This window comes from Rhizobium sp. LC145 (assembly GCF_001005825.1).
Lineage (GTDB): Bacteria > Pseudomonadota > Alphaproteobacteria > Rhizobiales > Rhizobiaceae > Neorhizobium.
On sequence record NZ_LBHV01000011.1, the window covers coordinates 59,010 to 83,836 of the forward strand.

Annotated in this window: 21 protein-coding genes; 5 read left to right on the forward strand and 16 right to left on the reverse strand. The window is 61.8% G+C overall.

The window, feature by feature from the left end; all coding sequences use genetic code 11:
- Positions 1–15: 15 nt before the first annotated feature.
- Entirely contained in the window at positions 16–972 is a 957-nt protein-coding gene (locus YH62_RS24315; RefSeq protein WP_046796894.1) for a zinc-binding alcohol dehydrogenase family protein, read from the reverse strand.
- Positions 973–1,023: 51 nt separating this feature from the next.
- Positions 1,024–2,787 (reverse strand): monovalent cation:proton antiporter-2 (CPA2) family protein, encoded by a 1,764-nt coding sequence (locus tag YH62_RS24320; protein ID WP_046796895.1) that lies wholly within the window; start codon positions 2,785–2,787, stop codon positions 1,024–1,026.
- A gap of 215 nt (positions 2,788–3,002) precedes the next feature.
- On the opposite strand from YH62_RS24320, the gene YH62_RS31060 reads away from it, so the two are divergent.
- The 3 genes from YH62_RS31060 (at position 3,003) to YH62_RS24335 (ending at position 5,110) form a co-directional block, all read left to right on the forward strand.
- Complete coding sequence (locus tag YH62_RS31060) at positions 3,003–3,353, forward strand: AraC family transcriptional regulator (RefSeq protein ID WP_280950079.1); 351 nt, start codon at positions 3,003–3,005, stop codon at positions 3,351–3,353.
- Positions 3,354–3,664: 311 nt separating this feature from the next.
- Entirely contained in the window at positions 3,665–4,651 is a 987-nt protein-coding gene (locus YH62_RS24330; RefSeq protein WP_082118486.1) for an alpha/beta hydrolase, read from the forward strand.
- A gap of 108 nt (positions 4,652–4,759) precedes the next feature.
- Complete coding sequence (locus tag YH62_RS24335) at positions 4,760–5,110, forward strand: ethanolamine utilization protein (RefSeq protein ID WP_046796896.1); 351 nt, start codon at positions 4,760–4,762, stop codon at positions 5,108–5,110.
- A 479-nt stretch (positions 5,111–5,589) separates the two neighbouring features.
- Here the strand turns inward: YH62_RS24335 and YH62_RS24340 are convergent, their stop codons facing one another.
- From YH62_RS24340 to YH62_RS24400, 13 genes are all read right to left on the reverse strand, one after another.
- Positions 5,590–6,408 carry an inositol monophosphatase family protein gene (locus tag YH62_RS24340; protein ID WP_046796897.1) on the reverse strand — a complete coding sequence of 273 codons (819 nt, stop codon included), beginning with the start codon at positions 6,406–6,408 and terminating at the stop codon, positions 5,590–5,592.
- Positions 6,401–7,201, reverse strand: a complete 801-nt coding sequence (locus YH62_RS24345) for a glycerophosphodiester phosphodiesterase family protein (RefSeq protein ID WP_046796898.1) — start codon at positions 7,199–7,201, stop codon at positions 6,401–6,403. The genes YH62_RS24340 and YH62_RS24345 overlap by 8 nt, the downstream gene beginning before the upstream one ends.
- A gap of 18 nt (positions 7,202–7,219) precedes the next feature.
- On the reverse strand, positions 7,220–8,086 hold the full coding sequence (locus YH62_RS24350) for an ABC transporter permease (RefSeq protein ID WP_046796899.1): 867 nt from the start codon (positions 8,084–8,086) through the stop codon (positions 7,220–7,222).
- Position 8,087: 1 nt separating this feature from the next.
- Complete coding sequence (locus YH62_RS24355) at positions 8,088–9,005, reverse strand: ABC transporter permease (protein ID WP_046796900.1); 918 nt, start codon at positions 9,003–9,005, stop codon at positions 8,088–8,090.
- On the reverse strand, positions 9,002–10,021 hold the full coding sequence (locus tag YH62_RS24360; protein WP_046796901.1) for an oligopeptide/dipeptide ABC transporter ATP-binding protein: 1,020 nt from the start codon (positions 10,019–10,021) through the stop codon (positions 9,002–9,004). The genes YH62_RS24355 and YH62_RS24360 overlap by 4 nt, the downstream gene beginning before the upstream one ends.
- Entirely contained in the window at positions 10,018–10,965 is a 948-nt protein-coding gene (locus YH62_RS24365) for an ABC transporter ATP-binding protein (protein ID WP_046796902.1), read from the reverse strand. The genes YH62_RS24360 and YH62_RS24365 overlap by 4 nt, the downstream gene beginning before the upstream one ends.
- 58 nt (positions 10,966–11,023) lie before the next feature.
- On the reverse strand, positions 11,024–12,589 hold the full coding sequence (locus tag YH62_RS24370; protein ID WP_046796903.1) for an ABC transporter substrate-binding protein: 1,566 nt from the start codon (positions 12,587–12,589) through the stop codon (positions 11,024–11,026).
- Between the two features lie 46 nt (positions 12,590–12,635).
- Positions 12,636–13,409, reverse strand: a complete 774-nt coding sequence (locus YH62_RS24375; RefSeq protein WP_245282172.1) for a DeoR/GlpR family DNA-binding transcription regulator — start codon at positions 13,407–13,409, stop codon at positions 12,636–12,638.
- Positions 13,410–13,897: 488 nt separating this feature from the next.
- On the reverse strand, positions 13,898–15,379 hold the full coding sequence (locus tag YH62_RS24380; protein ID WP_046796905.1) for a cyclic nucleotide-binding domain-containing protein: 1,482 nt from the start codon (positions 15,377–15,379) through the stop codon (positions 13,898–13,900).
- Positions 15,380–15,418: 39 nt separating this feature from the next.
- On the reverse strand, positions 15,419–17,542 hold the full coding sequence (locus tag YH62_RS24385) for an adenylate/guanylate cyclase domain-containing protein (RefSeq protein ID WP_046796906.1): 2,124 nt from the start codon (positions 17,540–17,542) through the stop codon (positions 15,419–15,421).
- 330 nt (positions 17,543–17,872) lie between these two features.
- Entirely contained in the window at positions 17,873–19,303 is a 1,431-nt protein-coding gene (locus YH62_RS24390) for a family 16 glycosylhydrolase (protein WP_046796907.1), read from the reverse strand.
- Positions 19,304–19,380: 77 nt separating this feature from the next.
- Positions 19,381–20,676 carry an HlyD family type I secretion periplasmic adaptor subunit gene (locus tag YH62_RS24395; RefSeq protein WP_046796908.1) on the reverse strand — a complete coding sequence of 432 codons (1,296 nt, stop codon included), beginning with the start codon at positions 20,674–20,676 and terminating at the stop codon, positions 19,381–19,383.
- Positions 20,673–22,382 carry a type I secretion system permease/ATPase gene (locus tag YH62_RS24400; protein WP_046796909.1) on the reverse strand — a complete coding sequence of 570 codons (1,710 nt, stop codon included), beginning with the start codon at positions 22,380–22,382 and terminating at the stop codon, positions 20,673–20,675. The genes YH62_RS24395 and YH62_RS24400 overlap by 4 nt, the downstream gene beginning before the upstream one ends.
- A gap of 432 nt (positions 22,383–22,814) precedes the next feature.
- Between YH62_RS24400 and YH62_RS31065 the strand changes: the two genes are divergently transcribed.
- Entirely contained in the window at positions 22,815–22,943 is a 129-nt protein-coding gene (locus YH62_RS31065) for a hypothetical protein (protein ID WP_280950080.1), read from the forward strand.
- A 19-nt stretch (positions 22,944–22,962) separates the two neighbouring features.
- Positions 22,963–23,739: a phosphodiester glycosidase family protein gene (locus YH62_RS24405; RefSeq protein WP_046796910.1), complete on the forward strand. Its 777-nt coding sequence runs from the start codon at positions 22,963–22,965 to the stop codon at positions 23,737–23,739.
- A 16-nt stretch (positions 23,740–23,755) separates the two neighbouring features.
- Here YH62_RS24405 and YH62_RS24410 read toward each other — a convergent pair whose 3' ends face one another.
- Complete coding sequence (locus tag YH62_RS24410; RefSeq protein WP_046796911.1) at positions 23,756–24,826, reverse strand: siderophore-interacting protein; 1,071 nt, start codon at positions 24,824–24,826, stop codon at positions 23,756–23,758.
- Position 24,827 lies beyond the last annotated feature (1 nt).

The window sequence follows — 24,827 nt, forward strand, 5'->3', positions numbered from 1 at the left end:
ATTGTATCCTCAAAGTCAGGGCACCATCACAACACGCCCCAGCGGCTTGGCTGTCTCCGCATATTCATGCGCCTTCGATGCGTCGCTCAACGGAAACACGCGATCGATCACGACTTCCACGCGTCCCTCGGCCACGGCCTCGAGAAGTTGGCTGACGGTCCTGTATACGGCCGGCCTCTCGAAAAGCGGCCCCATGAAGACACCGTGAAGCGTTTGATTGTTCTGCATCGGTTGCCAGAGGTCGACATTGAGGCTGCCGCCACCTGCATTCCCGACGAATACGAGGCGACCCTCGGGCGCGAGTGCGGATAGCGAGGCCTGCAAGGTCGAGCCAACCGGATCGAGAACGAGGTCGGCACCCTTACGCCCGGTCAGTCGAAGAACCTCCTCCACGACATCCTTCTCCAGGCGATCGATGACATGTGATGCGCCGAGCTCAGCCAGGCGTGCCTGTCTCTCACTGCCGCTGGCCACGGCGATAACGGTCGCCCCGGCGTCACGCGCCAGTTGGATGGCCGCCAGACCGACGCCGCCAGCGGCAGCCTGAATCAGGACCGTCTCGGTTTCACGCAAGCCGCCTTTGGTGATCAGGCAGTGATAGGCCGTGCCGAAGGAAATCGGCAGCGCGGCGGCCTGTGCCATTTGACCGCCGTCCGGAACCAGCCATGTCCGCGAGGCGGGGACGGACCAGAGCTCCGCATGGGATCCATGCATATCGAAGGCAGTCACCTTTTCGCCGACTGCCCGGTCGCGCACATTTGCCCCGATCGAGATAACGGTCCCGGCAGCAGCATAGCCGACGATCCAAGGGAATTGCTGTGGCGTTGACCGGCGATTGATCAGATCGCCGCCCTCGATCGAAATCGCCTCGACGGCAATCAGAACATCATCCGGCCCGCAAATCGGATCGGGCACATCGGCATATCTCAAGACTGCCGGAGGACCGGGGTTGTCGTAGACTGCGGCTTTCATGCGCTTTTCCTTTTTGATGAGGGAAGCTTGCGATGGAGTACCTGCCGCTGTCTATTTCGACACTGCTACTCCGCTAAACGGCTCAGGAACGGGCCGGACGTGCAGGCGATCCTGGCCGGACATGATGTTACCCTGCACCTGCTCGGACAGTCGCTCGTTGTCCCGTTGACGGACGTCTTTGGCGGCTTCCTCCACGTCAAGCTCGGCATAACCCAATGCGCGAAGGCCCTCCGCTCCCATCAGATACGCGGATTCGACCGTCTCGCGGATCTGATAGTCCACGCCGGCGCGGATCAGGTCCACCGCATGCCCGCGATCATAGCTGCGCACGAGGATCTTTGCCTGCGGGAATTCATGCTGCGCCAGCTCCACGATCTGCATTCCGGCCTTCGGGTCGTCGATGCAGATCATCAGTGCTTCGGCGGAACCCGCGCCGGAATGGCGCAGAGTATCGAGCCGGGTGCCGTCGCCGAAAAAGACCTTGAACCCGAACCGCCCCGCTTCCCGGATCCGGTCGGGACTCATATCAATCACGGAGAGCCTGACTCCCTTGGAAAGCAGCAGTTGCGAAGCGATCTGTCCGAAGCGGCCGAAACCGATGATGAGCACCCGTCCATCGAGATCCCGGGCCGCCTCAACGCCCTCCATAGAGGCCTCGCTTCGCAGCAGCCGGTCTGCCGCGATCATGAGAAGCGGCGTCAGAACCATGGAGAAGATCACGACGGTGGTGAACAGCGCGTTCTCGCGCGCATCGATCACGCCGCCCGCGGACGCGGCGGCGTAGAGCACAAAGGCGAATTCGCCGCCCTGCAGGAACATCGAGGTGCGGTGCAATGCCTGGCGGCTGGAACTGGCAAACAAACGAGCAACTGTATAGACCACGACGCCTTTTGCGACGGTGAATGCGACCAGCATGGACAGCAGAAGCCGCCATTCCGCGGCAACGACGGAAAGGTCGAGCGACATGCCGACGGCCATGAAGAACAGGCCCATCAGCAGGCCGCGAAACGGCTCGATATCGCTTTCGATCTGGTGCCGGTAGCTGGAGCTCGACAGCATCACCCCGGCAAGGAATGCGCCCATCGCCATGGAAAGACCAGCGCCGGCCATCAGCAATGCTGCTCCAAGCACCACCAGCAGCGCACCGGCCGTCATCACTTCTCTCGTTCGCGCACGCGCCAGCAAGGCGAAAAACGGGTTCAGGCCCCATCTTGATACGCCCAGAAGTACCAGTAACGCGCCAATCGCCAGCAAAACGTCCATCCACCCCGACTGTCCTTGGGACAGAGGCGACAGGAAGGCAACCACCGCCAGAAGCGGCACGATCATCAGGTCCTCGAAGAGGAGGATAGATACCGATTTCTGGCCCTCGGCACTCGATATCTCGCCGCGCTCCTGCAGGACCGACATGATGACGGCCGTCGAGGAAAGGACGAAACCTGCCCCTGCGATGAAGGCAACGGGGCGGGAAAGGCCAAAAACCAGCATGCCCGTCAGCGTCAGGGCCGCGGTTGCCGCCGCGACCTGCACGAGGCCCAGCCCGAAAATCTGACCACGCATGGCCCACAGCTTGTACGGGCGCAACTCCAGTCCGATCACGAACAGGAACATCACCACCCCGAGTTCGGAGAAATGCAGAATGGACAGCGCATCGGTGAACAATCCGATCACCGACGGACCGACAAGCACGCCGGCAGCGAAATAGCCCAAAACCGAACCGAGACCGATCCGCCGAAACAAGGGCACCGCGACAACGGCCGCTCCCATCAGAACGATCGCAGGCCCGATCGTCTGCCCCAAGCTCGCTTCAGCCATGCATTCGCCCTTCCGATCTCACATGCTCGAGCAACCGCGCGCCCGCCGAAGATAGACCATACCCGCCATTCAGTCTCCACCGCGTTGGTAGCGTTGCAGTTTTAGGCTGAATAGTCTCCATATTCGCAAAACTGTGTCCCAAAAAGTGGAACGCAATCCCTGATTTCAGCGATACAGCTCTGCAAGTAATCCCGAGTGCAGCGATAAGAGTTGAGGTGACCTACTCTACTACCTGCGCATTCAATTCGCGCGCAAGACCGCGATTGAAGACTGCGGCTGACTGGCACGCCGCCAACCACAGCGAACCGATTGTCATCCGCGACCTGGCGGCCTCTTCCGGCATGAGCGTCACCTCCTTTCACATGCACTTCAAGGCTGTCACGGGATTTAGCCCGCTGGCCTTCCAACGTCATATACGCCTCCTGGAAGCGCGAAAGCTTCTTACCGCCGGGAGCACCAACGTATCGCGCGTGGCATATGAGGTAGGCTACACAAGCCCGTCGCAATTCAGTCGAGAGTATAAGAGCATGTTTGGCACTGCACCCGTGGCTGACCTGCAACGCTGAATCCTGCCTCGGATAGTCCGCCGCTCTTGCGTTGACTTACACCAGCCACGATCTGCGATCCACGGCGTTCCCTTCCGCGTTTATCGGCTTCAGGACGCGCGAGGGCCAAATCCATTCGGCGTTCCCCGTTTAGCGACACAGCTTCGCGCCATGGCGGACTATCGCATCGTTTGTCGAGATGAGATCAAGGCCTCAGGACGTGCACTTGGGAGCATGTCCACCGGCAAACCTGCTCAAGCTCGAAGGGCAGCCAAGGACACATTCATAACCCCTTTAAATCCGCTTTCCGGGTCAATCCACGGAACCTCTCCATGCCTCCAATCTCAATCCCAGGCCTGCCGCTCAGCCGCCGCGATGCCCTGATCGCGGGCGCAGCACTTGCCGCGAGCTTCGCATTCCTGCCGAGCACCGCGCGTGCCGGCAAACATGTCACTTTCAAACTGTCAGAAGGAGAACTCACCATGGGCTTTGTCACGACCAACGATAACGTTCAGATTTTCTACAAGGACTGGGGTCCGAAGGACGCCCAGCCCATCGTTTTTCACCATGGCTGGCCGCTCAGTTCCGACGACTGGGATGCGCAGATGCTTTTCTTCCTGTCGAAGGGCTATCGGGTCGTCGCGCATGATCGGCGCGGACATGGGCGCTCGGAGCAGGTTGCCGAAGGTCACGACATCGACCACTACGCGGCCGATGCCTTTGCCGTCGCCAAGGCGCTGGACCTGACGAACGCGGTTCACATCGGCCATTCCACCGGTGGCGGCGAAGTGGCCCGCTATGTGGCCAAGTTCGGCGAGCCCGCGGGCCGGGTGACCAAGGCTGTCCTGGTCGCCGCCATTCCTCCGCTGATGCTGAAGACAAACGACAACCCCGAAGGCACGCCGATTGAGGTCTTCGACGGCTTTCGGTCGGCACTGGCCAGCAACCGTGCCCAGTTCTTCCGGGACGTCCCGGCGGGCCCGTTCTACGGCTTCAACCGCGAGGGCGCGACGGTCCATGAAGGCGTGATCCAGAACTGGTGGCGGCAGGGCATGATGGGCAGCGCCAAGGCGCACTATGATGGCATCAAGGCCTTTTCGGAAACCGACCAGACAGAGGACTTGAAGGCAATCACCGTGCCGACGCTGGTGCTCCACGGCGAGGACGATCAGGTCGTTCCGATAGCCGCCTCGGCTTTGAAGGCGGTCAAACTTCTGCGGAACGGCTCGCTGAAGACTTATCCCGGTTATTCTCACGGCATGCTGACGGTCAATGCCGATGTGCTGAGTGCGGATATCTTGAAGTTCATTACCAACTGAGAGCCTGCGGGACGGAGCGCCCGGCTCTGTTCCGCAGTTCAGTCGAGTCAGCGCCTTTCCCAGCCCCCCAGCTCGGGTTCCCCGAGCCAATCTCAAAGGAGTCGGTCCATGACCATTCACAAGTTCACCATTGCCGACGCAGCATTCGAGCGCTCGCCAGGGCAGGACGGTGACATCTTCACCGGCAACCTCCTCGATCAGCGCCATGGCGGGCCGGTCACCGTCGGTTTCGGGCGCTACGGGCCAGACCAGATCCTGGAAGAGACGATGGCCGTGCACGACACAATGGTGATCCTTGAAGGAAAGATCACCGTCTCCAATGGCCACAAAACAGTGACGGCAGGCCCCGGAGAGATCATCGCCATGCAGAAAGGCGACAGGGTGACTATCCGCTCCCACGAGAACGGTGCCGTGACCGCTTATGTGACCTATCCTCATTGGCAGCAGCCAGAGGCGTGAGCGGCGATGGGTTGCGTTTGAAAGACCCATCTCGATCTCCCCCCATTAAAAGCTGCCGCCACGTCGCGCACGGAGGATGTCATCCGACAAAGCAGGATTGCAGCCAGCCCTGGCCCTTCAGGGGCGTACCTGGCCACGCAAAAGCCATCCGAAACCGCCTAAGCTAGATATCCCGCCACGGCGTCCCTTTCATATTGATGATGCCGGTTTTGCCTTCAGTCTCGGCGATCGACGACCTGCGGCGTGGGCTGGAATGGAGTAGGAATTGGTTGCGGGGACTCGCAACCAACGATTCCTGCGATTGGTCGAGCGGCATATTCCAAGTTTGGCGGGATAAACTGATCGACCAGAGAGATAGATGTGCCTGCCAAAAGCACGGCGCATGCCATTCTCGACCGACACGGCTGGCTGCGCGACTGCGTCGGAGTTCTTTGGACAAAAGAGGAGCGGCCGTAAAGCGATCAACCGCCTGGCCGCGGTCAGATGGCGATCGACAAGGTCTGCAGCAGCGGTCTAACCTTGTCGAGAAACGCCTCGCTACCGCAGGCGAAGCGCAGCTTCTGGGAAAGCTCCGTTCGATCCCAGTCAATGGTATGCGAGACACCGAGACTTGCGAGAATTGGAAGCGCGGCCATCACATCCCAGGTTGAATCACCAATGGAGAGGTACCCATCGGTCTCGCCAAGCATGACTTCGATCAGCGAGATCGTGGCGGCGCCGCAAAGCCGGAAGCTGATGCCGAGGTCTTCCGAGATGAAGCGAATGGCTTCGAGCCGGTCAGCTGTCGATACCGTGGGATGGAAACTGAAGCCCGTCGATGCCCGCGACATGACGAATGCCGGGAGTGGCTTGATCGGCTTGCCGTTAAGCTGTGCCGGGACCGCCGTCCCGCCCGCAATTGTCAAGTCGCGGGCGGGCGCGTGGATCACGCCGAACACCGGCCGGCGGTTTTCGTAAAGACCGATCGACACCGCCCAGTTCTGGCTGCCGCGGACAAAGTTAAACGTTCCGTCGATTGGATCGATAACCCAGATGCGCCCGGACCTGCCGGGGACATTGCCACCCTCTTCGCCGAAAATGCCATCCTCGGGAAAGGCGTCCCGCAGCTTTCGGATCAGGAGTTCCTCGACCTCCCTGTCAGCTGCGGTCACCAGGTCGAGATGGCCCTTCGCTTCGACCGGCAAACTCGCCAGAGATTCAAAATGGGTCAGGGCCAGCTTTCCAGCGTCCCGTGCGATGCCTTCAACAATGGCCTTGACCGAAATAGAGGAAGAGCGAGAGGCGCGCACATCAGCCACGCGCCAGCTCCTTGAGCCTTGCCATCTGCGCGACATCGTCGCCCATGAGCTGGTCCAGCTGGCCTTCCCGAACCCACTGGACGATCTGAGCCTCGACGTCGATCCCATATTGCATCAGCTTTTCATGATAGCCCCCCGGCAGATAGGTGAAGACGGCAAAATCCTCGTCATGCAGCTGGCGCGCCTCGCCGCTTGCAAAGTGATAGATCTCGATGTTCATCGCATCGAGATCGGCTTGCCGGGCAAGAGCGGCGGGGTCGATCAGGCGCGAATGCATCAGGCCGACGGTCGCCACTTCCGGTATCGCGGCCTTCACAGCCTTCAGCTGAACGAAGTCGAAGGAGGAGAACTGCAGCAGGTCGGCGCAGCCCAGTTCATCGATCAAGGCGCGCAGCTTTGCAATGATCACCTCGTTGCGGTCATAGATCTTCAGTTCGAGCTGGAAGACGATACCCAGTTCACGGCCGAGGTGAAGCGCGTCGCGCAGCAGCGGGATGCGCTCGCCAGCGAATTTCTTGCCGAACCAGCTGCCAGCATCCAGTTTGGAGAGTTCCGCATAGGTCATGTTCTGCACGATGCCGTGGCCGTTGGTCGTGCGGTCGACGGTCTTGTCGTGCATCAGCACAAGCTCGCCGTCGCTCGTCATGCTAAGATCGGTCTCGCAGGTGACGAGCGGTCCGGCATGTTCGAAGGCCTTGCGAAATGCGGCCAGCGTGTTTTCCGGAGCGCCGGCGCTGTGACCACGGTGGCCGCCAACGCGCAAGGTTTCGAGGTTCATTCGGAGCGGATTCATTGTCTTTTCCTTTTTGGACTAACGCAGGCGCGCGTCGAAACGGTCGCGCAAATAGTCGCCGAGCAGGCTGATGGAGAGGGTAGTGAGGACGATGACGACACCGGGGAACGCGGCGATCCACCAGGCTATCGCCAGATAAGTCCGGCCATCGGCCACCATCAATCCCAGGCTGGTCGCCGGTGGCTGGATGCCGAGACCGAGGAAGCTCAATCCGCTTTCGAGCAGGATGATTTCCGGAAAGTTCACAGTGAACTGTACGATGAGCGGGCCGGCGATATTGGGCAGCATATGGCGGAAGTAGATGCGTCGCGGCGGCACGCCGACGATGCGCGCCGCTTCCGCATAACCTTCCTCCAGCGCGCTGATGACGAGGCCGCGCGTTAGGCGCGCATAGCGTTCCCAGTTCTGGAAGCCGACGAGGAAGACGAACAACAACGGGCTGGAACCGAATATGGCGAGCACGCCGAGCGCGATGATGATGAAAGGGATCGACGCCATTGAATCGGCAAATCCCATGAGGACGTTGTCGATCCAGCCACCGAAATGAGCGGCTAGCAGGCCGAGTGTGATGCCGATCAGCGCGCAGACGATCGACCCGGCGAGCGCGATCATCAGCGTGGTCTGGGTAGCAACCAGCACGTTACTCAGCACATCGCGGCCAAGATAGTCGGAACCCAGCAGATGGCTTGCCGACGCGAAGGGCCTCGCGAAACGCGAAAGCGGGTCCTGCGAAAGATAATCGAAAGGCGATATCCAGCGCGCTGTGATGCCGATGGCGACAACGATGCCGATCCACAGGCAGCACAAGCCAATGCTGGTCGGCATGCGGCGGAAGGGAGCCCATAACGAACCCCGGATCGGGCGGGATGAGGTCACGACCGTCATGTCAGTGCTTCCTGATTTTCGGATTAAGGACGACATAGAGAACGTCGACACCAAAGTTGATTATCACCATAAAGGCCGTGAACAGCACGATCATCGCCTGCGCGACCGGCAGATCGCCGGTGCTTGTCGCATTGACGAAGCCGCTACCGAGGCCCGGCCAGGCGAAAACGGGTTCGACAAGAACGGCGCCGCCGAGCAGGCCGCCGGCGACGAAGCCGAGTGTCGTCACCATCGGGATCGCCGCATTCGGCAGGGCATGGCGCAGGATGATCTCCCAGTTCGGGACACCATCGGCGCGTGCCGCCGCGATGTAGGGCTGGCCGAGCACATCGATGAGGGTCGAGCGCATGAAGCGGGCGACAGCGGCGGCGTTGAACAGTGCGAAGGTGGCCACGGGCAGGATCGCATGTCTCCAGGTCGAGCTGCCGGAACTGGGCAGCACGCGGAGCCAGACCGCGAAGGCGAAGATGAAGACTAGGCCGAGCAGGAAGTTGGGAATGCTGTAACCGAGAACGGCGCCTGCCATGACGCCCTTGTCGACGGCGGATTCCCGGCGCACAGCCGCAATGATGCCCGCCGGGATGCCGATCAGCAGGCTGAGGATGACGGCCGGAACGGTCAGGGCGAGCGTCTTGGGGATCCGCTCGCTAACAACCGAGAAGACTTCGCGACCGTCGGCAAATGAGACACCAAAATCGCCTCGCAGCGCGTTAGCGAGATAGAACAGGTACTGTTCGAAAATCGATCGATCCAGCGCCCATTTGGCATTGAAAGCGGCGAGCGCCTCGGGGCTGGCATTGTCGGACAACATTTGCTGGGCCGGGTCGCCGCTCAGGCGCAACACGATGAAGACCAGTGTGACGGTGAAGACCAGCACGACGATCGCCCTGAAGGCACGGGCAACAATGAACCCGGTCATCGCGCTATTTTCTTCTGTTGCGGCGCAGTTGCCTGCGATTTGATCGGCCCGACGAACTCATCGGCCCGGTGGCACGCCGCCTGCTGTCGGTCGAATGCCCGGAGCAGCGGCGTCTCGACAGCGCACCTGTCGATAGCAAAAGGACAGCGCGATCGGAAAGCGCAGCCCTGCGATACCTTGCCGGCATCGAGTTCGCCCTTGATCGGCGGCTCGATACTACGGATCGATGAGTCCATGGTCGGTACAGAGGCGAGCAGCGCGCGCGTGTAGGGATGACGCGGATGTTCATAGACGGCCCTGATGTCACCGGTCTCGACGATGCGGCCGAAGTACATCACCACGATGCGATCGACCAGATGGCGCACGATCCGGAGATCATGGGTGATGAAGACATAGGCGAGATCCAACTGCTGCCAGAGCGATCTCAGCAGGGCCACGACCTGGGCTTGCACGGAGACGTCGAGCGCGGAGACTGCCTCGTCGAAGACGACCAGCTTCGGGTCGAGGATCAGCGCACGGGCAATGACGACGCGCTGGCGCTGGCCACCGGACATCTGGTGCGGGAAGCGGTTCATCATGGCGCCGGACAGGCCGACGCGCTCCAGCATCGCGGCCGTGCGCTCATAGGCTTCGGTCCGACCGGCGACACGGTGGACCAGTATTCCCTCGGCGACCTGCTCGCCGATCGTCATCTGCGGATTGAGGGCCGACAGCGGGTTCTGCTGTACCAACGATGTGCACTTGCGGAATGTCGTCCAGTCCTGCGCGCTGCGGTCCCTGTGGTTGACACCCTCGAACCACACGTCGCCGCGGGTCGGCGGCGTGAGGCCGAGGAGAAGGCGGCCAAGGGTGGATTTTCCACTTCCCGATTCACCGACGACGCCAATGCGTTCGCGGGCCATGAACTCGAAGCTGATGGAATCGGCCGCCAACTGGCTGGTCGGCCTGGCGAAGAAGCCGGCCTTGTGACGATAGGCTCTGGTCAGATCACGGGCAAGGAACAGAGGCGTGTTCATGCGGCCACCGGATGAAAACAGGAGACCTCGTGAACGGGACCGATCATGGCGGGAGCAGGGAAATGGGCGGCACATTCGCCGCTCGCGCGCGAGCAGCGCGGATGAAAATGGCATCCCCCGGGAAGGCTGTCGAGAAGCGGAACGGAACCGGGAATGGGAACGGGCGGTTCGAGATCGGCGGGATCGATGCTCGGCATGCAGGTGATCAGCGCGCGGGCATAAGGATGCGCCGGGCGCAGCAGCAACTCGGCCACGGGCGCGGTCTCGATGATCTTGCCGCAATACATCACGGCCGCGCGGTCAGCGAGCCGGGCAATGACGCCGAGATCGTGGGAGACGATGATCAGAGCCATGCCCGTCTCGGCCTTCAATTCCTCAAGCAGGTGCAGAATCTGGGCCTGCATTGTGACGTCGAGCGCTGTGGTCGGTTCGTCGGCGATCAACAGTTGCGGCTTGGCTGCCAGCGCATGGGCGATCATCACACGCTGGTTCATGCCACCGGAAAACTGGTGGGGATAGGCGCGCAGCCGGCTTTCGGCACGGTCGATGCCGACCCGTTCCAGCAGCCGCATGGCTTCGAGCCGGGCGTCGTTGCCCTTCAGACCCTGATGCCGGTAGAGCGCAGATTCCAGATAATATCCGATCGTATGAACCGGGTTGAGGCTGCTGGTCGGATCCTGAAAGATCATTGCGATCGTCGGATCGGCGGCCTTGCCTGACTTCAACAGGTCGCACGCAAACTCGATGCTGCCGCCGGTGCGGGCGATCCCGCGCGGCAGCATGTTGGCGATCGCATAGCAGGTCATGCTCTTGCCGCAGCCGGACTCACCGACCAGGCCGAGCGTCTGTCCGGCCTCTAAGGAAAAGCTGATCCCGCCAATGATCGTCACGTTTCGTGCAGGGACCTCGACGACGAGATCGCGGACGGTCAAGAGCTTTGACATGGGTATTCTCCGGGAAGCGGCGCGCACAAATGCGCGCCGCCGATGCACTGGATTGTTGTTACGAGAAGCTGAGGTTGTTGCGGAATTCCATCATCTCGAAGCTGATCGGCTTCCATTTGACGTCCTTGCGTGCGGCATAGACGTCGAACGGCTGGTAGAGAATGACGGCAGGTGCCTCCTCCTCGAAGAGGTCACGTAGGCGGTTGAAGGCATCAAAACGCTCCTTGCCGTCAGGCAGTTGGGCCACCTTCACACAAAGCTCGTTGAATTCCGCCGGCGCTTCCCAACCCCAGCGCTTCTGGACGCCACGGCCGGGACCGAATTCGGACACCATGGTCGTGTATGCGTCGGTCAGCGACATGCCGTTCGACCAGTTGCGTATCATGACGTCGTCGTCCTTCGGGCTTGCACCCGGAGCGTAGATTTTCGGCTCGACGGTCACGCCGATTTTCTTCCACATCTCGATCATCATCATCAACGCGGGGATTGCGTTGGCGTAGTAGTTGCCCATCGTGTGATAGGTGATCGGCATTCCGTCGTAGCCGCTTTCCTTGACTAGGCGCTTGGCTTCCTCGACATTGTACTCCATCGCACGGCGATTAGGATCGAAGGTCTTGCCCATGTGCGGGAAGTTCATGCCATTGGGGATGGACGCCTTGTTCTTCCACAGGGATTCGACCATCAGCGGACGGTTGACGGCGAGTGCCAGTGCGCGGCGAAGGGTCTTCGACTTGAACATCGGCTTGTTCATGTTGAAGGTGAACATGTGGAAGTTCTCGATCAGCGTGCCCCGGGTTTCGATGTCCGAATAGCCGTCGATCAGCGCCATGTCGTCGGGCGTCAGGGTGGTGATGATGTCGTATTCGCCGCTGATCAGCCCGGCAACGCGGGTGGCGGGCTCGGCCACCACCTGATAGGTGATCTTCGAAGCGGTCGGCTTCTCGCCCCAATAGGCATCGTTCGCTTCGAGGACCACACGGTCATTGGCGACGAATTCGAGGAACTTGTAAGGACCTGTGCCGACAGGCTTGTTGCCGAAGGCGACCGCGCCGAGGCTCTTGTAATACTCCTTCGGGACGATGCGGCCGAGCCAGGAGGCAAGAAACCGTTCGATCAGATAGGACGGTGTCTTCGTGCGCAGCACGACCGTATGCTTGTCCTCGACGACGGGCTCGTCCCAATCCGGCGAAAAGTTGCGCCCGTTCGGGATTGTCTTGATCGCCTCGTCGCCCCACAGGCGCTCGGACGAAAAGGTATAGGCGACATCGTCAGCGGTCAGTTCGACGCCGTCATGGAACTTGACGTTCCGGCGCAGCTTGAAACGCACCGATCTGTCGTCGATGCGCTCCCAGCTCTCGGCAAGCTGCGGCACGAGTTCGATGCCGTTGCCCGTCGCGCCATTGCCGAACCAGTCGCGGGTGATCAGCGTGTCGAAGATCTGGTTGACGATGCGGGGGCCGACATTGCTAATGGCATTGATCGGCTCAAGGGAGGCGGGCACCCCGTTCACGCCGATTCTCAATTCGCGCCGGTCTTGCGCGAAGGCGAACTTCAGGCCGGTCGTCGATGCCAGCGCCGCGACGCCTGCACCGATGATGAACTTTCTGCGGTTGGTCTTGAGCATCTAATATCTCCTGCGTGGCAAGATGCTGTTGATCGAAGGGGATGAATCAGTCCGCTATGACGAACTTCTTGCGCAGCTTCTCGGGGGCTGCGTCGATGATCGACTTGGCACCGCGATCGGTGACGATGGCGCCCACGTCTTCGATCTTCGCGACCACGGACATGCTGGATTTCGTGAATTTCGAATGGTCGGCGACGACGATAACCCGCCGAGACACCTCCATCATGGCCCGGGCTATGCTCGCGTTCATGGGCTCGACGGTGCATACCAGTCCGCGATCGACATCGATCGACGCTGCATTGAGTATCAGCTTGTCGACATTGAACTGACGGATGAACTGCTCGGCCAGCGGCCCGCGGAAGGATCGGTTTGTTCCGGTATATTCCCCTCCGACCGAGTAGATGCTACGCCCCTCTTCACGCGTCAGTTCGGCAACGATATCGAGACCGTTCGAAATAATTGTAAGGTTCTTGCGTCCGCCCAGTTTCCTCGCGACTTCCAACGCCGTAGTGCCGGCGTCGAGGATCACCGTGTCGCCGTCGACAATCATCCCCGAGACGACGGCGGCGATGGCGGCCTTCTCTTCCTGGTTCAAAACGGAACGGGCCGCGTTTGTCTTGTCCTGCGCGACCTGATTGACACTCACAGCGCCGCCATGGGTGCGACGGAGCAACCCAGCACCCTCAAGATCGCCGAGATCACGGCGGATCGTTGCCACCGACACGTCAAACCGCTCAATCAGCGTGCGCAAATCGAGAAAATTACGTTCACGCAACAGCTCGACGATCTTTGCCTGACGATCCTCTGCCTGGGTCAGCAATGGCCCGCTCCCTGCAACTGAATGACGTATATCGCTCATACACGAGCGATATCTATCGGCGATCAATGACAAGGATGTGACGTATTTGGGCAAATCTGCCCTTTGAAAATAAATGTTTCCGACAAAACCAACCCAGCCAGGCACCTGGTTGAGCGAAATCGATCATGACGCACTCGATCTTGGCGGGGGCCTACATGTCGCGCGCGGGCGCACTACGTCGTTACGGCTACGAAGGTAGCGTAGGATTATCACGAGGGTAGGATTTGAACCTGCTGACAAAGCGTCGCCTGACCATTGGCAGCAGCGTGTGAGCTCGAGACAGTGGGGGTTTCTGATGGGTTACGACAACGTTGCTTTGACGAAGCGCAGCGCGATACCTCGACAGCCGTAGAATTCAAAATCGTCGCAGACATCGAGTTTGGTTCCACAAGCTCGATGTCCGTTGCGCAACTGATAGCATCAGTGACAACAAGTCGAGCGTGCTACCCTTAAGACGCCTTCGCCCTGGTCTTTCTTGCGTTGGCGTGCATGGGGCCATCATCGTCGGATGGTGGGTTTTTCAAGGCCTCGATCATGGCCGCATGGCTGTCGATGATCGCATCGACATCGGAGCCGAGCTTGTGGTTGCGGTCGAGCAGGCGCTGCATGGCTTCCGCGGGAATGGAGACGACCGTGCTCGGCTCATCCGCGGTAAGGCTAACCGGGCTTCGCGAATTGCGTAGAGCTTCCCGGATGGCGAAGATCTGTCCCGGCAGGAGACGGCCGATGCTGCGCTGGCCGGCCGGCAAGGCGACCGACATCGAAAGCGCGCCCTCCAGCACGATATGAAAGAGCGTTGCCGGCGTGTTCTGCTCCTGCAGCGTCTCGCCTGCGGAATAGCGCTCGATACGGGATTCTTCCGCCAGCTCTTCAAGCCCGGTGACTGGGCCGCGAAAGGCACCGCTACTGACGATGAGCCGCAGGCGCTCCTCGGCTGTATTCCCCCAGTCGACCGGCGTTTCCATCACGGCGACTGCGCCGCCGCTGCCCGTGCGCATGATCGAAATCCCATGCCGGGGCAGAACATGCCACATGCGGTCGATGAGGGCACTGCGAGCGCTGCCGATCTTGCCGGGCGCATCCACCATGACCCCGACCGAATAGCGGATTCCGCCGGCGGTCCATTCCTCGATCTGGCAAAATGCGCTGTCGGGACCGGTACTTTCGGGCACGCGCCTCGCCACGTCCAACAATGCGGAGACCACCTGCTGCGGCCGGTGGCTGGATGGGATCATGATCGAAATCTGCGAGGGGAAGGGACTGCCGTTGCGTACGATCTTAAGTGCGCTGCCAGCAAGCTCCGATGTCGGCACCACGACCTGCTGCCCGTCCGCATCGAGCGTCACGGCGCGCCAGTCCACCTGGGAGACACGCGCGAAGCCATCGTCGCGCTGCAGCCAGTCGCCAATTGCGAAGTTGCGGCCCGAAAGCACGATGAGCCCGTTGGCAAGCCCGCCGATCACGTTCTGGAGCGCAAGGCCGAGCACCACCGATCCGACACCGAGAGCCCCGAAGAGGGTGGCGAGATCAACATCCCAGACGAACGAGACGATGAAGGTTCCGCCAACGATCGCGATGGCGACCGCCGCCAGTTCGTAGAAGAGCTTCGGCGCTTGGCTCTCCGTCCGGCCGCGGAGTGCGAGCAGCAATATCTGGCCGAGCAGCAGGACGGCATAAAGCACGAAAATGCCGACGGCGGTATCGATCAGCCGGATCGCGAACCCGTCGGAGGGAAAGGAGGAAAGTTTGTGGATCAGGATCCACAGGGCCACTGCCGGCAGGACCCAGTTCTGGATGACCCGGAGCGGCCGGCCGAATTCCGATGCCTCGGCCCGCCGCTCGATCTCGGAAATGACAAGCGTCAGGAGAGGGTAGCCGACAACAACAACGCCAGCCCAGGCTAGAATGTCGAACCAGGAACCCTCGCTCATCGCCTTCTCCTCCTCTCAATCTCGGCGTCTTTCCTCGCCTCAAGCATTAACGGCGACCGCTTGCCTGGCGCCCGCCAGGCGCTGCCAGGTGTCAATCTTGTCCGAACCGCTCATCACGATCTGGCTTTTTTCCTGGAACCCGCCGCCTTCCGGCAGATGCTCGATGACCGTCTTCGTCACCCTGACCGTATTCGGGTCCGCGTCGAAGACGATGCGGCGGGCCCTCAGCACGGTGACACCCCACATGCTGTAGATCGTTCGCTGGCGGCCGACGAGACCGACCTCAACATCGCCGAAGGTGACGCCTGCCTTGATCGCCAGCGGAATGTTCCAGCTCCGCGCATGACGCGCGACGATGTCAGCGACGGTATCGACAAAGGCGAGGATGCGATTCGCCCCGTCCAGGCGGGGCGTTGAGAGACCGCAGGCGGCGACATAGGTCTCGCCGAATGTGTGGATCTTCTCCACATTGGCGGCGGCAGCCGCCTCGTCGAGATCGCCGATGAGCTCGTTGATCAGCTTCAGCGTATCCTCGGATTTCTCGGTGACGAGGGTGTTGATGCCGTCGATATTGATGACGGCGACGGCGACGTTCCTAACGGTTTCGGCCGCGGCCTGCTCGCCCTCCTTCATCCTTTCGGCGGCGATCTCCGGGAAAACGTTGCGCAGCAACGCCTCGTATTCTCCGGTCTTCTGGGCGATCTTCGCGCTGCGGGCGGTGATTTCGTCGGCCATGGTGTTGAAGGCTCGGCCAAGCTCGCTGAACTCGTCGCTGCCGGAAACCTCTATGCGCGTCGTCTCGTCTCCCGCGGCAAGCCGGTTAACCCCGCCGAGAACCTCCCGGATCGGCCGGGTAAAGGCGCCGGCGGCGAAAAGCGAGACAAGGGTTAGGACCGCCGCAGCTCCTGCGGCGACCTGCGCCAGGCGCTTGCGGAAATCGCCCACCGGCGCCAGCGCCTCGTCCGCGTCCTTCTTGGCGACGATGCCCCAATCCATGCCCATGGCATTGACCGGCGACCACGAGGCGAGTGCTTGAACGCCCCGGTAATCGGAAATGATTGCCGTGCCGGAACGTCCCTCCAGCGTCTCCTCGGCCGCGACGCTCTTGACCGGCTGGTTCAGGATGGGCGAATTGAAGCGGCGGATGCGTTCGATCGCCTCTTCGCCAACTCCCATCTCCTGAAGACTGGCGTAATAGGCATCGGGGCTTTCCCTCTGGAAGCGCGACGCGCTGCGCATGGTGCGCTGCGGCCCGACCAGATAGACCTCCCCCGTTCGGCCAAGTCCGACATCCGCCCAGCCTCCGTCGAAAGTCATCACCTCGTCGATCTTGTCGATAGCGACCTCGGCGGCCAGCACGCCATAGAGCTGCCCGTCCCGCGCGATCGGCGTCGCCACGAAGGCGGCGGGCGCGAGATAGCTCGGCAGATAGGCGCTGAAATCCTCGAGTGCCGCGGAACCCTCCGCCGCGCCTTTCTTGAGGGCGGCTGCCACGGCCCGGCCAAGTCCCGATTGCGCCAACGGCCCGTTGAAGACGTTTCCGCCGAGATCGATACCCTTGTAGACGGAATAGACGACATTTCCGGTCGTCGCATCGATCAGGAAGAGGTCGCCAAGTCCTCCGGCCTCGGCGGTCTTCCGGAAGAAGGTGTGATAGCGCGCATGCGCAATGTCGTAGTGATTTGCAGAAGGGCCCGAAAGCAGGTCCACCTTCTCGTCGGCCGGGCGCTCGTTGCGGGCGATATAGTCGTTCTGAAGCCGCAGGCCCGCGGGATCGCTCGGCATGTAGGAGAGAACGTCAGGCTCCGCGGTTGTCAGCCCCTTCACCCTGGCCAGCACCTCGTTTTCGTAAAAAGCAGTCAGTTCCGGCAGGGGTTCATTCTCTCCGCCGAGAACGCGATAGCTGCTGCCGAGCACGATCATCGCGTCGGCCGTCACCGGCGCCTGGGCGAGCGTCAGGAAGTTCAGCTCCGTTTCCGAGAAGTAGCGTTCGATCTCCGCCTTCTTGCTTTCCTTCAGCGTCGTGAGCTGGTCGAAGATCGCCGACCGAAGGGAGGTCGAACCGCTGCGGTCCGCGACGAGGCCGGTTGCGGCGATCAAGGCGATGCCACTCAGAAGCAGCAGGGCCAGAAGTTTCGATCGTATGGAGAGTTGGCGCAGCATATGAGACTTCCTGATAGAAAATCGACTGAGTGCCGAACGTGTCCGGCGGCAATCAACGCGGCGTCCATCAACCGATGGAAGAATCGATCTCGAGCAATCGCGGCCGGCCACGAAAAGGTGGCGGGTAAGAAAAATAACTCCGTCAGGTGTATTGATGATGCCATGAAAGGCAGAATTATCAACAGGCTAAATCTTGTAATGGGCGGCAGCCTTCCGGAAGCATACTGCCCGGAAATTTTCGGATGCCGTCGCCGACCGCAACGACAGGTGGAACGGCCGCCCGCAATTCGGCCGCCGCCCACTCTTCGATCTTGCTCTTGTCCGGGCTCCTCAGATGTCCCAATCTGACGAAGCCACGGAACCGCTCGCGACCGGCGCATCCTCCAGCGAATATGCCCTTATATAGTCGACCTTGAGCTCGGCCCCATCCTGCAGGGCCGCACCCGGAGTGCCGGCCGTGCCGCCGACCGCAAGGTTCACCAGCATGTACATGGGATCGTGCATGTCCGCCGGCGTATCGGCGCGTGCGATCGCCACATCGTCGAAATACCAGACGATCTGATCCTCATCCCAGAGCACGCCGTATGTATGGAAACCATCCGTGCTCGGAACCTTGACGGCGCTCGTCTCGCTGGTGCGCGAACCGGTCTCCTGCGTATGAACGGTCACGTGCACCGTATTCGGGTCCTGGCCCCGCATCTCGACCACATCGAGTTCGGGCGGCCATGAACCGTCCGCGGGCAGGAGCCAGAAGGCCGGCCAGGTGCCCTGATCGGTCGGCATGTCGGCCCGGATTTCGAAGTAACCGTAGGTCTGGGCGAAGGAGGAATAGGTATTGAGCAGGCCGGAGGTATAGTCGTAACCGTTCACTTCCTCGCTGATCGCGTCCGGCGTCGGCGCTGCCGTGATCGTCAACACGCCGTCGCCGACCGAGAACGGATTGACCGACGAGGTCCCCGCATAGGAGGGGTTGATGTACCACTGCAGCTCGCCGTTCTCGGTCAGCGTGCCGCCGTGTTCGGGAGCCCACCAGAATTTCGCATCCCAGGTGCCCTGGTCTCCGTTTCGCAGCGACAAGCTGTCGAATTCATCGGCAAATGTCTGCGTGAATCCGGAGCGGTCGAGCGTCAGCTGGAACTGATCGGCGCTGAGGTCGGCGGCCGTCGTGTCGGCGAGAACGAGGCTCTCCCCATCGCCCAGCGCGATCCGGAGATTGGCTCCCTCCTGGGTGGAGCTGCCGACGATCTGCTCCAGCGACGAAAACGCATAGCCGTTCAGGCGGATCGTATCGTCGCTGCCGAAATCGGTGATGAGATCGCTGCCATTGCCGCGCGTGAATATGAAGGTGTCGGCGCCCCCGCCGCCGATCAGCACGTCGTTTCCACCGCCGCCGTCGATCGTCTGGCTTCCCGATCCGCCGGAAATGATGTTGTCGATTTCGTTGCCGAAGGCGTAGCGGCCATCGCCAGTGACCCTCAGGTTCTCGAAGTTTTCGGGAAGCGTGTAGCTCATCCAGGTGTCGATGGTATCGACGCCGGCGCCGGGGGCTTCGACCGCGCGGTTGATGTTCGAATAGAGGTAATAGATATCGTCGCCCGTACCGCCATACATGGTCACGTTCACGGAGGCGTCGCCCCAGATCGAGTCATTGCCCGCCGTGCCGTAAAGCTCCGGCCCGGAGCCTCTGGCGGAGAACCAGGCGCCTGACGCACCGCTATAGAAAAGCGTGTCGCCGACGGCATTCTGTATCGTTTGGGGCATTGTCTACTCCTTTGGTGATCGTCAATTTTCGAAGACGCCCGTGCCTGCAACTTCTCCGGCACGGGCGGCGTTTGCGGCTATTCCTCCCTGAATGCGCGGGCCATCTGGTCCGCGAAAGGTTTCGCCAGATAGGCGAGAACCGTATGCTCGCTGGTGCGGATGAAGGCCTCCACCGGCATGCCGGCGGCGGGCATCAGCTTGCCGAGCCGCGACCACTCCGCCGATGGCACATGGACCCGGATGCTGTAGTAATTTTCGCCGGTACGCTCGTCCTTGGTCAGATCCGCCGCCACGCTCATGACCTGACCCGTCAGTGCCGGCGTGGTGGGCTGATTGAAGGCGGAGAAGCGCAGCTCGACATCCTGGCCGACGCTCACCTGATCCCTGTCGCGCGGCGAAAGCCTGAGTTCCGGGGTCAGCGCATCGCGGTCGGGCACGATCCGCATGACGGGCTCTCCGGGCGTGACGACGGCACCGGCGGCATGAACGGCAAGCTGATGAACGATCCCCGCCTGCGGCGACCGGATATCGGTCTGTCTCAACTGGTCCTCGGCCGCGACCAGCCGCTCCGAATATTCCCCGGTTTCGGCTTGGGCCCGGCGAAGCTCGTCCGACACCTCGCTGCGGTGATCGTCGCCGATCTGGATGATCTGCAGTTCGGTTTCGGCGATCTTTCCCTTGATCTCAGCCGACGAGGCCACGAGGCTGCCGAGTTCGCCTTCGAGGTCCGCCGCCTCGCGTTCGAGCGCATAGACCCTGGTGCCGGGAATGACGCCCTGTTCCGCCAACGGCCGCAGGCTGGAAAGCTCCTTTTCGATAATGGCGATCGCCTTGCGCTTTCCCTGCTGCTGCGCCGTTAGCCCCTCGGCCTGCATGCCAAGCTGGCGTATGCGTTCGTCGAGCTGTGCCTCGCGCCCTTTCCGGGAGGAACGGCGATCGGCAAAGAGCTTGCGCTCTTCCTCCATCACGCTCGCGTCGGCCCCGGCCGGGGGGGCAGGGAAAGCGATCGCTTCCCTGCCGTCGCGCTCGGCGGTCAGCCGCGCGATGCGGGCCGAAAGCTCAAAGAGCCGTCTCGACACGATGGCGAAATTCGCGCGCATCTGCGTATCGTCGAGGCGAATGAGCACCTCTCCCGCATCGACGCGGTCGCCGTTCTTGACGAAAAGCGCGGCAACCGTCCCGCCGCGCTGATGCTGGACCGGCTTCGGATAGCTATCGACCACGAGGGTTCCCGCCGCGATCACCGCCCCGCTGAGATTGATCGTGGCGGCGAGCCCTCCGAGGACGCCGACCAGCAGGATGATGCCGGCGAGAGCCAGCATCGTCAGGCGGCGGATGGCGCGTTCGGCCAGTGGGGCGCGCACGTTCATCATTCAGCCGCCTCCGCGCCGGCGCGAAGCAACCGGACTGCCGTGCCTGCGGCCTGCGCCGGCGTCGGTTTCAGCACCTTGTCCTTCGGGCCGAAGGCCTGCACCTGACCGCCGGCGAGAACCAGAACCTTGTCGACGGCCGCAAGGGCACTCGGGCGATGCGCGATCACCAGCGCGATCCCGCCGCGCGCCTTGATACCGGCAACCGCCTGGGCAAGTGCCGCATCGCCTTCCGCGTCGAGATTGGCGTTCGGCTCGTCGAGAACCACGAGGAAGGGATCGCCATAGAGCGCGCGGGCAAGCGCGATCCGCTGTCTCTGGCCCGCCGAAAGTGCCGCCCCCTGCTCGCCGATCTCCGTATCGAAGCCATCCGGAAAGCGCACGATCATCTCGTAGACGCCGGCCCGGCGCGCCGCCTCGATGACCCTTTCCGACGCAGCGTCCGGATCGAACCGCGCGATGTTCTCGGCAATCGATCCCTGGAAGAGCGAAGCCTCCTGCGGCAGGTAGCCGATATGCCGGCCGAGCTCCGCTTCGTCCCATTGCATCAGGCAGGCTCGATCGAGCCGGACATTTCCGCCAAGCGGCTGCCACAGCCCGACGATCGCGCGTGCGAGCGATGATTTTCCCGATGCGCTCGGACCGATGATGCCGATCGCCTCCCCTGCCCTCGCTTCAAATGAAACGTTCCGGATGATCGGCGCCTTCGATCCAGGAGCGGCCAGATGCAGGTTTTCGACCGAGACCAGTTCCTTCGGCCTGGAGAGCGCGACTTCCGGCCCTTTGACCGCCATCGCCGCGTCGAGCGTAAGGAGCCGCAGCCAGCTCTGCCGCGCGGCCACGAAACCGCGCCAGTGACCTATGGCGAGTTCCAGCGGTGCAAGCGCCCGGCTCGCCAGGATGGAGCTGGCGATCATGATGCCGCCCGACGCCTCCTGGCGGATGACGAGGATTGCCCCCACCGCCAGCACCGCCGATTGCAGCATCATGCGGACGACCCGTGAGAAGGTCGAAAGCGAGCCGGTGATATTCGTCGCGCGCAGGTGATTGGCGAGAAAGCGATCGTTGATCCGCGCCCAGCGGGCAGCGAGCCGATGGCCGAAACCCATGGCTGCCGCGGCGTCGCTATTGCGTTTGGCGGCCTCCGCGAAGGCCAAACGCTCGGCCGCGAATTTCGCAGCCTCCCGCGCCGATTTGCGCGACGTCACATCCGCCAGGATCGCGAGAGCGATGAGGAGCAGGGCCCCCGCCAGCGCGGTGACGCCGATCCATAGGTGGAAAAGAAAACACAGGAAGAGATAAAACGGTATCCACGGCAGGTCGAACAGCGCGGCCGGCCCCGGCCCGGACAGGAAGCCGCGCACGTCGTCCATATCCCGTATCGGCTGCAGCCCCGTTGGAGCGAGGCGAGCCCGCGAGGGAGCCGACGTAAGCGAGCGAAACACGGTCTTGCCAAGCCGTTCGTCGACCGACAACCCGACCTGGGCAAGGAGCCTCAGACGGATGAGTTCCAGCACGCCCAGGAATGCGAAGAGCGTCGCCGCGATGATGATCAGTCCGGCAAGAGTGGGCAGGCTGCGGCCTGGAATGACGCGGTCATAGACCTGCAGCATGAAGAACGAGCCCGTCAGGGCCAGTATGTTGATGATGGAACTCGTCAACCCTATCCCGAGAAGCGCCGAGCGCAATGAAGACAGGATGGTGAGCATGGAGGCACGGGGCGGATTTGAATCTATTCCCGGCAATTGGCCCTCGCTACTGCTTGGTCGAAGGAACCGGATCACCAGCCGCGGCGGCGATCAAAGGCCCTGTTTCATCCTCAACCCTGCCGGCGGCAGAAGGGAGAGGCTCGGGAGGCGCAAACGCGATCAATGATGAAACAAATCCGATGGGAGGCCAACCGCCCCATGTCCCAAACTGACCGCCAATCAGAACTATTGCGCTGCAGCATGAACAATATGTCACAGCTTTAAGGCATTATGTTTCGATTTGGGACATCGCTCCGGGATGCCGACACGGAGATTGCGACCCCACCATCGCCGCCTGGACCAGAATGGACGCATTTGCCGTTTACTATAATTTTTACGACCTAATTAACCTTTCGGTAGTGAATTGCCTCCGGGGGCAACGGAGATACAGCCATGCCATATGGAGCGATATTCATTGCAGCTCTCGCCGCCTGCATCCTCACCATCGCAGCGGTCAACGACGACGAGCCGATCGAACAGAAGCCTCGTGATCCGGGAGTTGCCCAGTACCCGAATCCCTGAGTACCCCCCTGAGGCACCGATGAATTATCGCAAACCCGGCGCGCTCAGCTTCGCCATGATGCTGATGGCCTTGATGATGTCCGAGCCGGCGGCCGGTGCCCAGCCCTGCCGGGAAGAAGCCTTCGAGACGGCGAAATACGTCGTCTGCACGCTGGATCCCGCAAAAGCCGACCTGCGATTGTTCTGGAAGAATGGCGATGGCAAGCCGTACCGCCGTTTTTCAAGCCTGTCCGATGCGCTGCGCGCCGAGGGACGGGCGCTGACGTTCGCGGTGAACGCCGGAATGTATCTGCCCGATTTTTCGCCCATGGGGCTTTATGTCGAGAACGGCCGGGAGCTGCGCCCCCCCGATATATCGGACTTTCGGGGCTCGGCTGGCCCGGTACCCAATTTCTACAAGAAGCCGAACGGCGTGTTCTTTCTTGACGGCACAAGCGCCGGCCTGCTCCCGACCGAGGAGTTCTTGAAGCCCCGGCCCAAGGTGCGGTTCGCAACCCAGTCCGGCCCCATGCTCGTCATCCGCAACAAGCTACACCCGGCCTTCATCGTCGGATCGCAAGACAGAACCCGCCGGAGCGGCCTCGGGGTCTGCGGCTCAGGCGCCGTCCGTTTCGCGATCAGCGAGGACAGGGTGAATTTCCATGATTTCGCGCGACTCTTCCGCGACCATTTGAAATGCCCCAACGCGTTGTTTCTCGATGGCGGACGCGGTGTTGGGATTTACAATCCCGCCATGGGCCGCAACGACTACTCCTGGCATGGCGGCTATGGCCCGATCTTCGGGCTTGTCGAATAAGGCGGGAACGGCAGCGCTAATCCCCTTCGACGCCCCGGCGCCAATACGACACGACCAGATGCTCATGCTTTTGCAGGCCGCGCTCGCTGCGGACATGTTTGCGGATGGCGCGAAAGTCGTCGAACTCGCATCCGGCCCAGACATAGACCCTCTCCTCCCCGGAAGGAAACGCGGCGCCTTCCATGGCCGGTAGCAACAGATTTGCCGTACCCGCCGGGGCTCCTCCACGGAACAGCCAGGTCACCTTGAGCCCGACCGGGTGGCGGAGCGGCTGGACTTCCGCTTCGTCCGCAACCTCGATGAAGGCTAGTCCCGTCGCCTCATCGGAAAGAGCCTCCAGCATCCGGGCGATTGCCGGCAAGGCGGTTTCGTCGCCAACGAAGAGATACCAGTCGGCATCGGCCAGCCCGCCGCCGCCCGGACCGGCAATCCCGATCCGGTCGCCGGGCTTTGCGCTTTGCGCCAGGCTCGATCCGGGACCCGCATCCGAGTGGATGACGAAATCCAGATCCATCGTACCGGCCGCCACGTCCACCGACCGCACCGTGTATTTGCGGAACTCCGGACGCTTCGCCGGATCGGACCATTGGATAAGCCCATCCGAGCCGACCGTCGGCCATTGCGGTTCTTGCACATCCGGGCGCTGGACGAGAATGTTGAGATGCAGCGCATCCAGCGGCAGGAAACGTTCCACCCGCTCTCCAAGAAGTGTCAGCCGGCGCATGTGAGGCGTGACATCCCGCACCGTTTTGACTTCCATGATCTCAAAATTCGGTGGACGGGAAATCTCATCGCCTGCTCCTTGCCAGGCAATGTGTGGAGACTGGCCCTCGGCAAACTCGATGATGTGGGAGGCGACCGCCAGCCGGGTGAAATAGATGCCTTCCATGTCGGTCGCCTCGACATCGACCCGAATGGCCTTCCCGTCAGGAACGAAGCGGGCGCTGGAGGTCTTGAAGCGCAGCAGATGCGTGTCCCCCTCCTCCTCCAGCTCGGCGCTGTGTTCGGTCATGTGCTGACAGACCGCCGCGATCACGGTCTTCGGATCGGCAAGCTCGATGCGAGCCTGAGAAAAGAAACCTGCCACG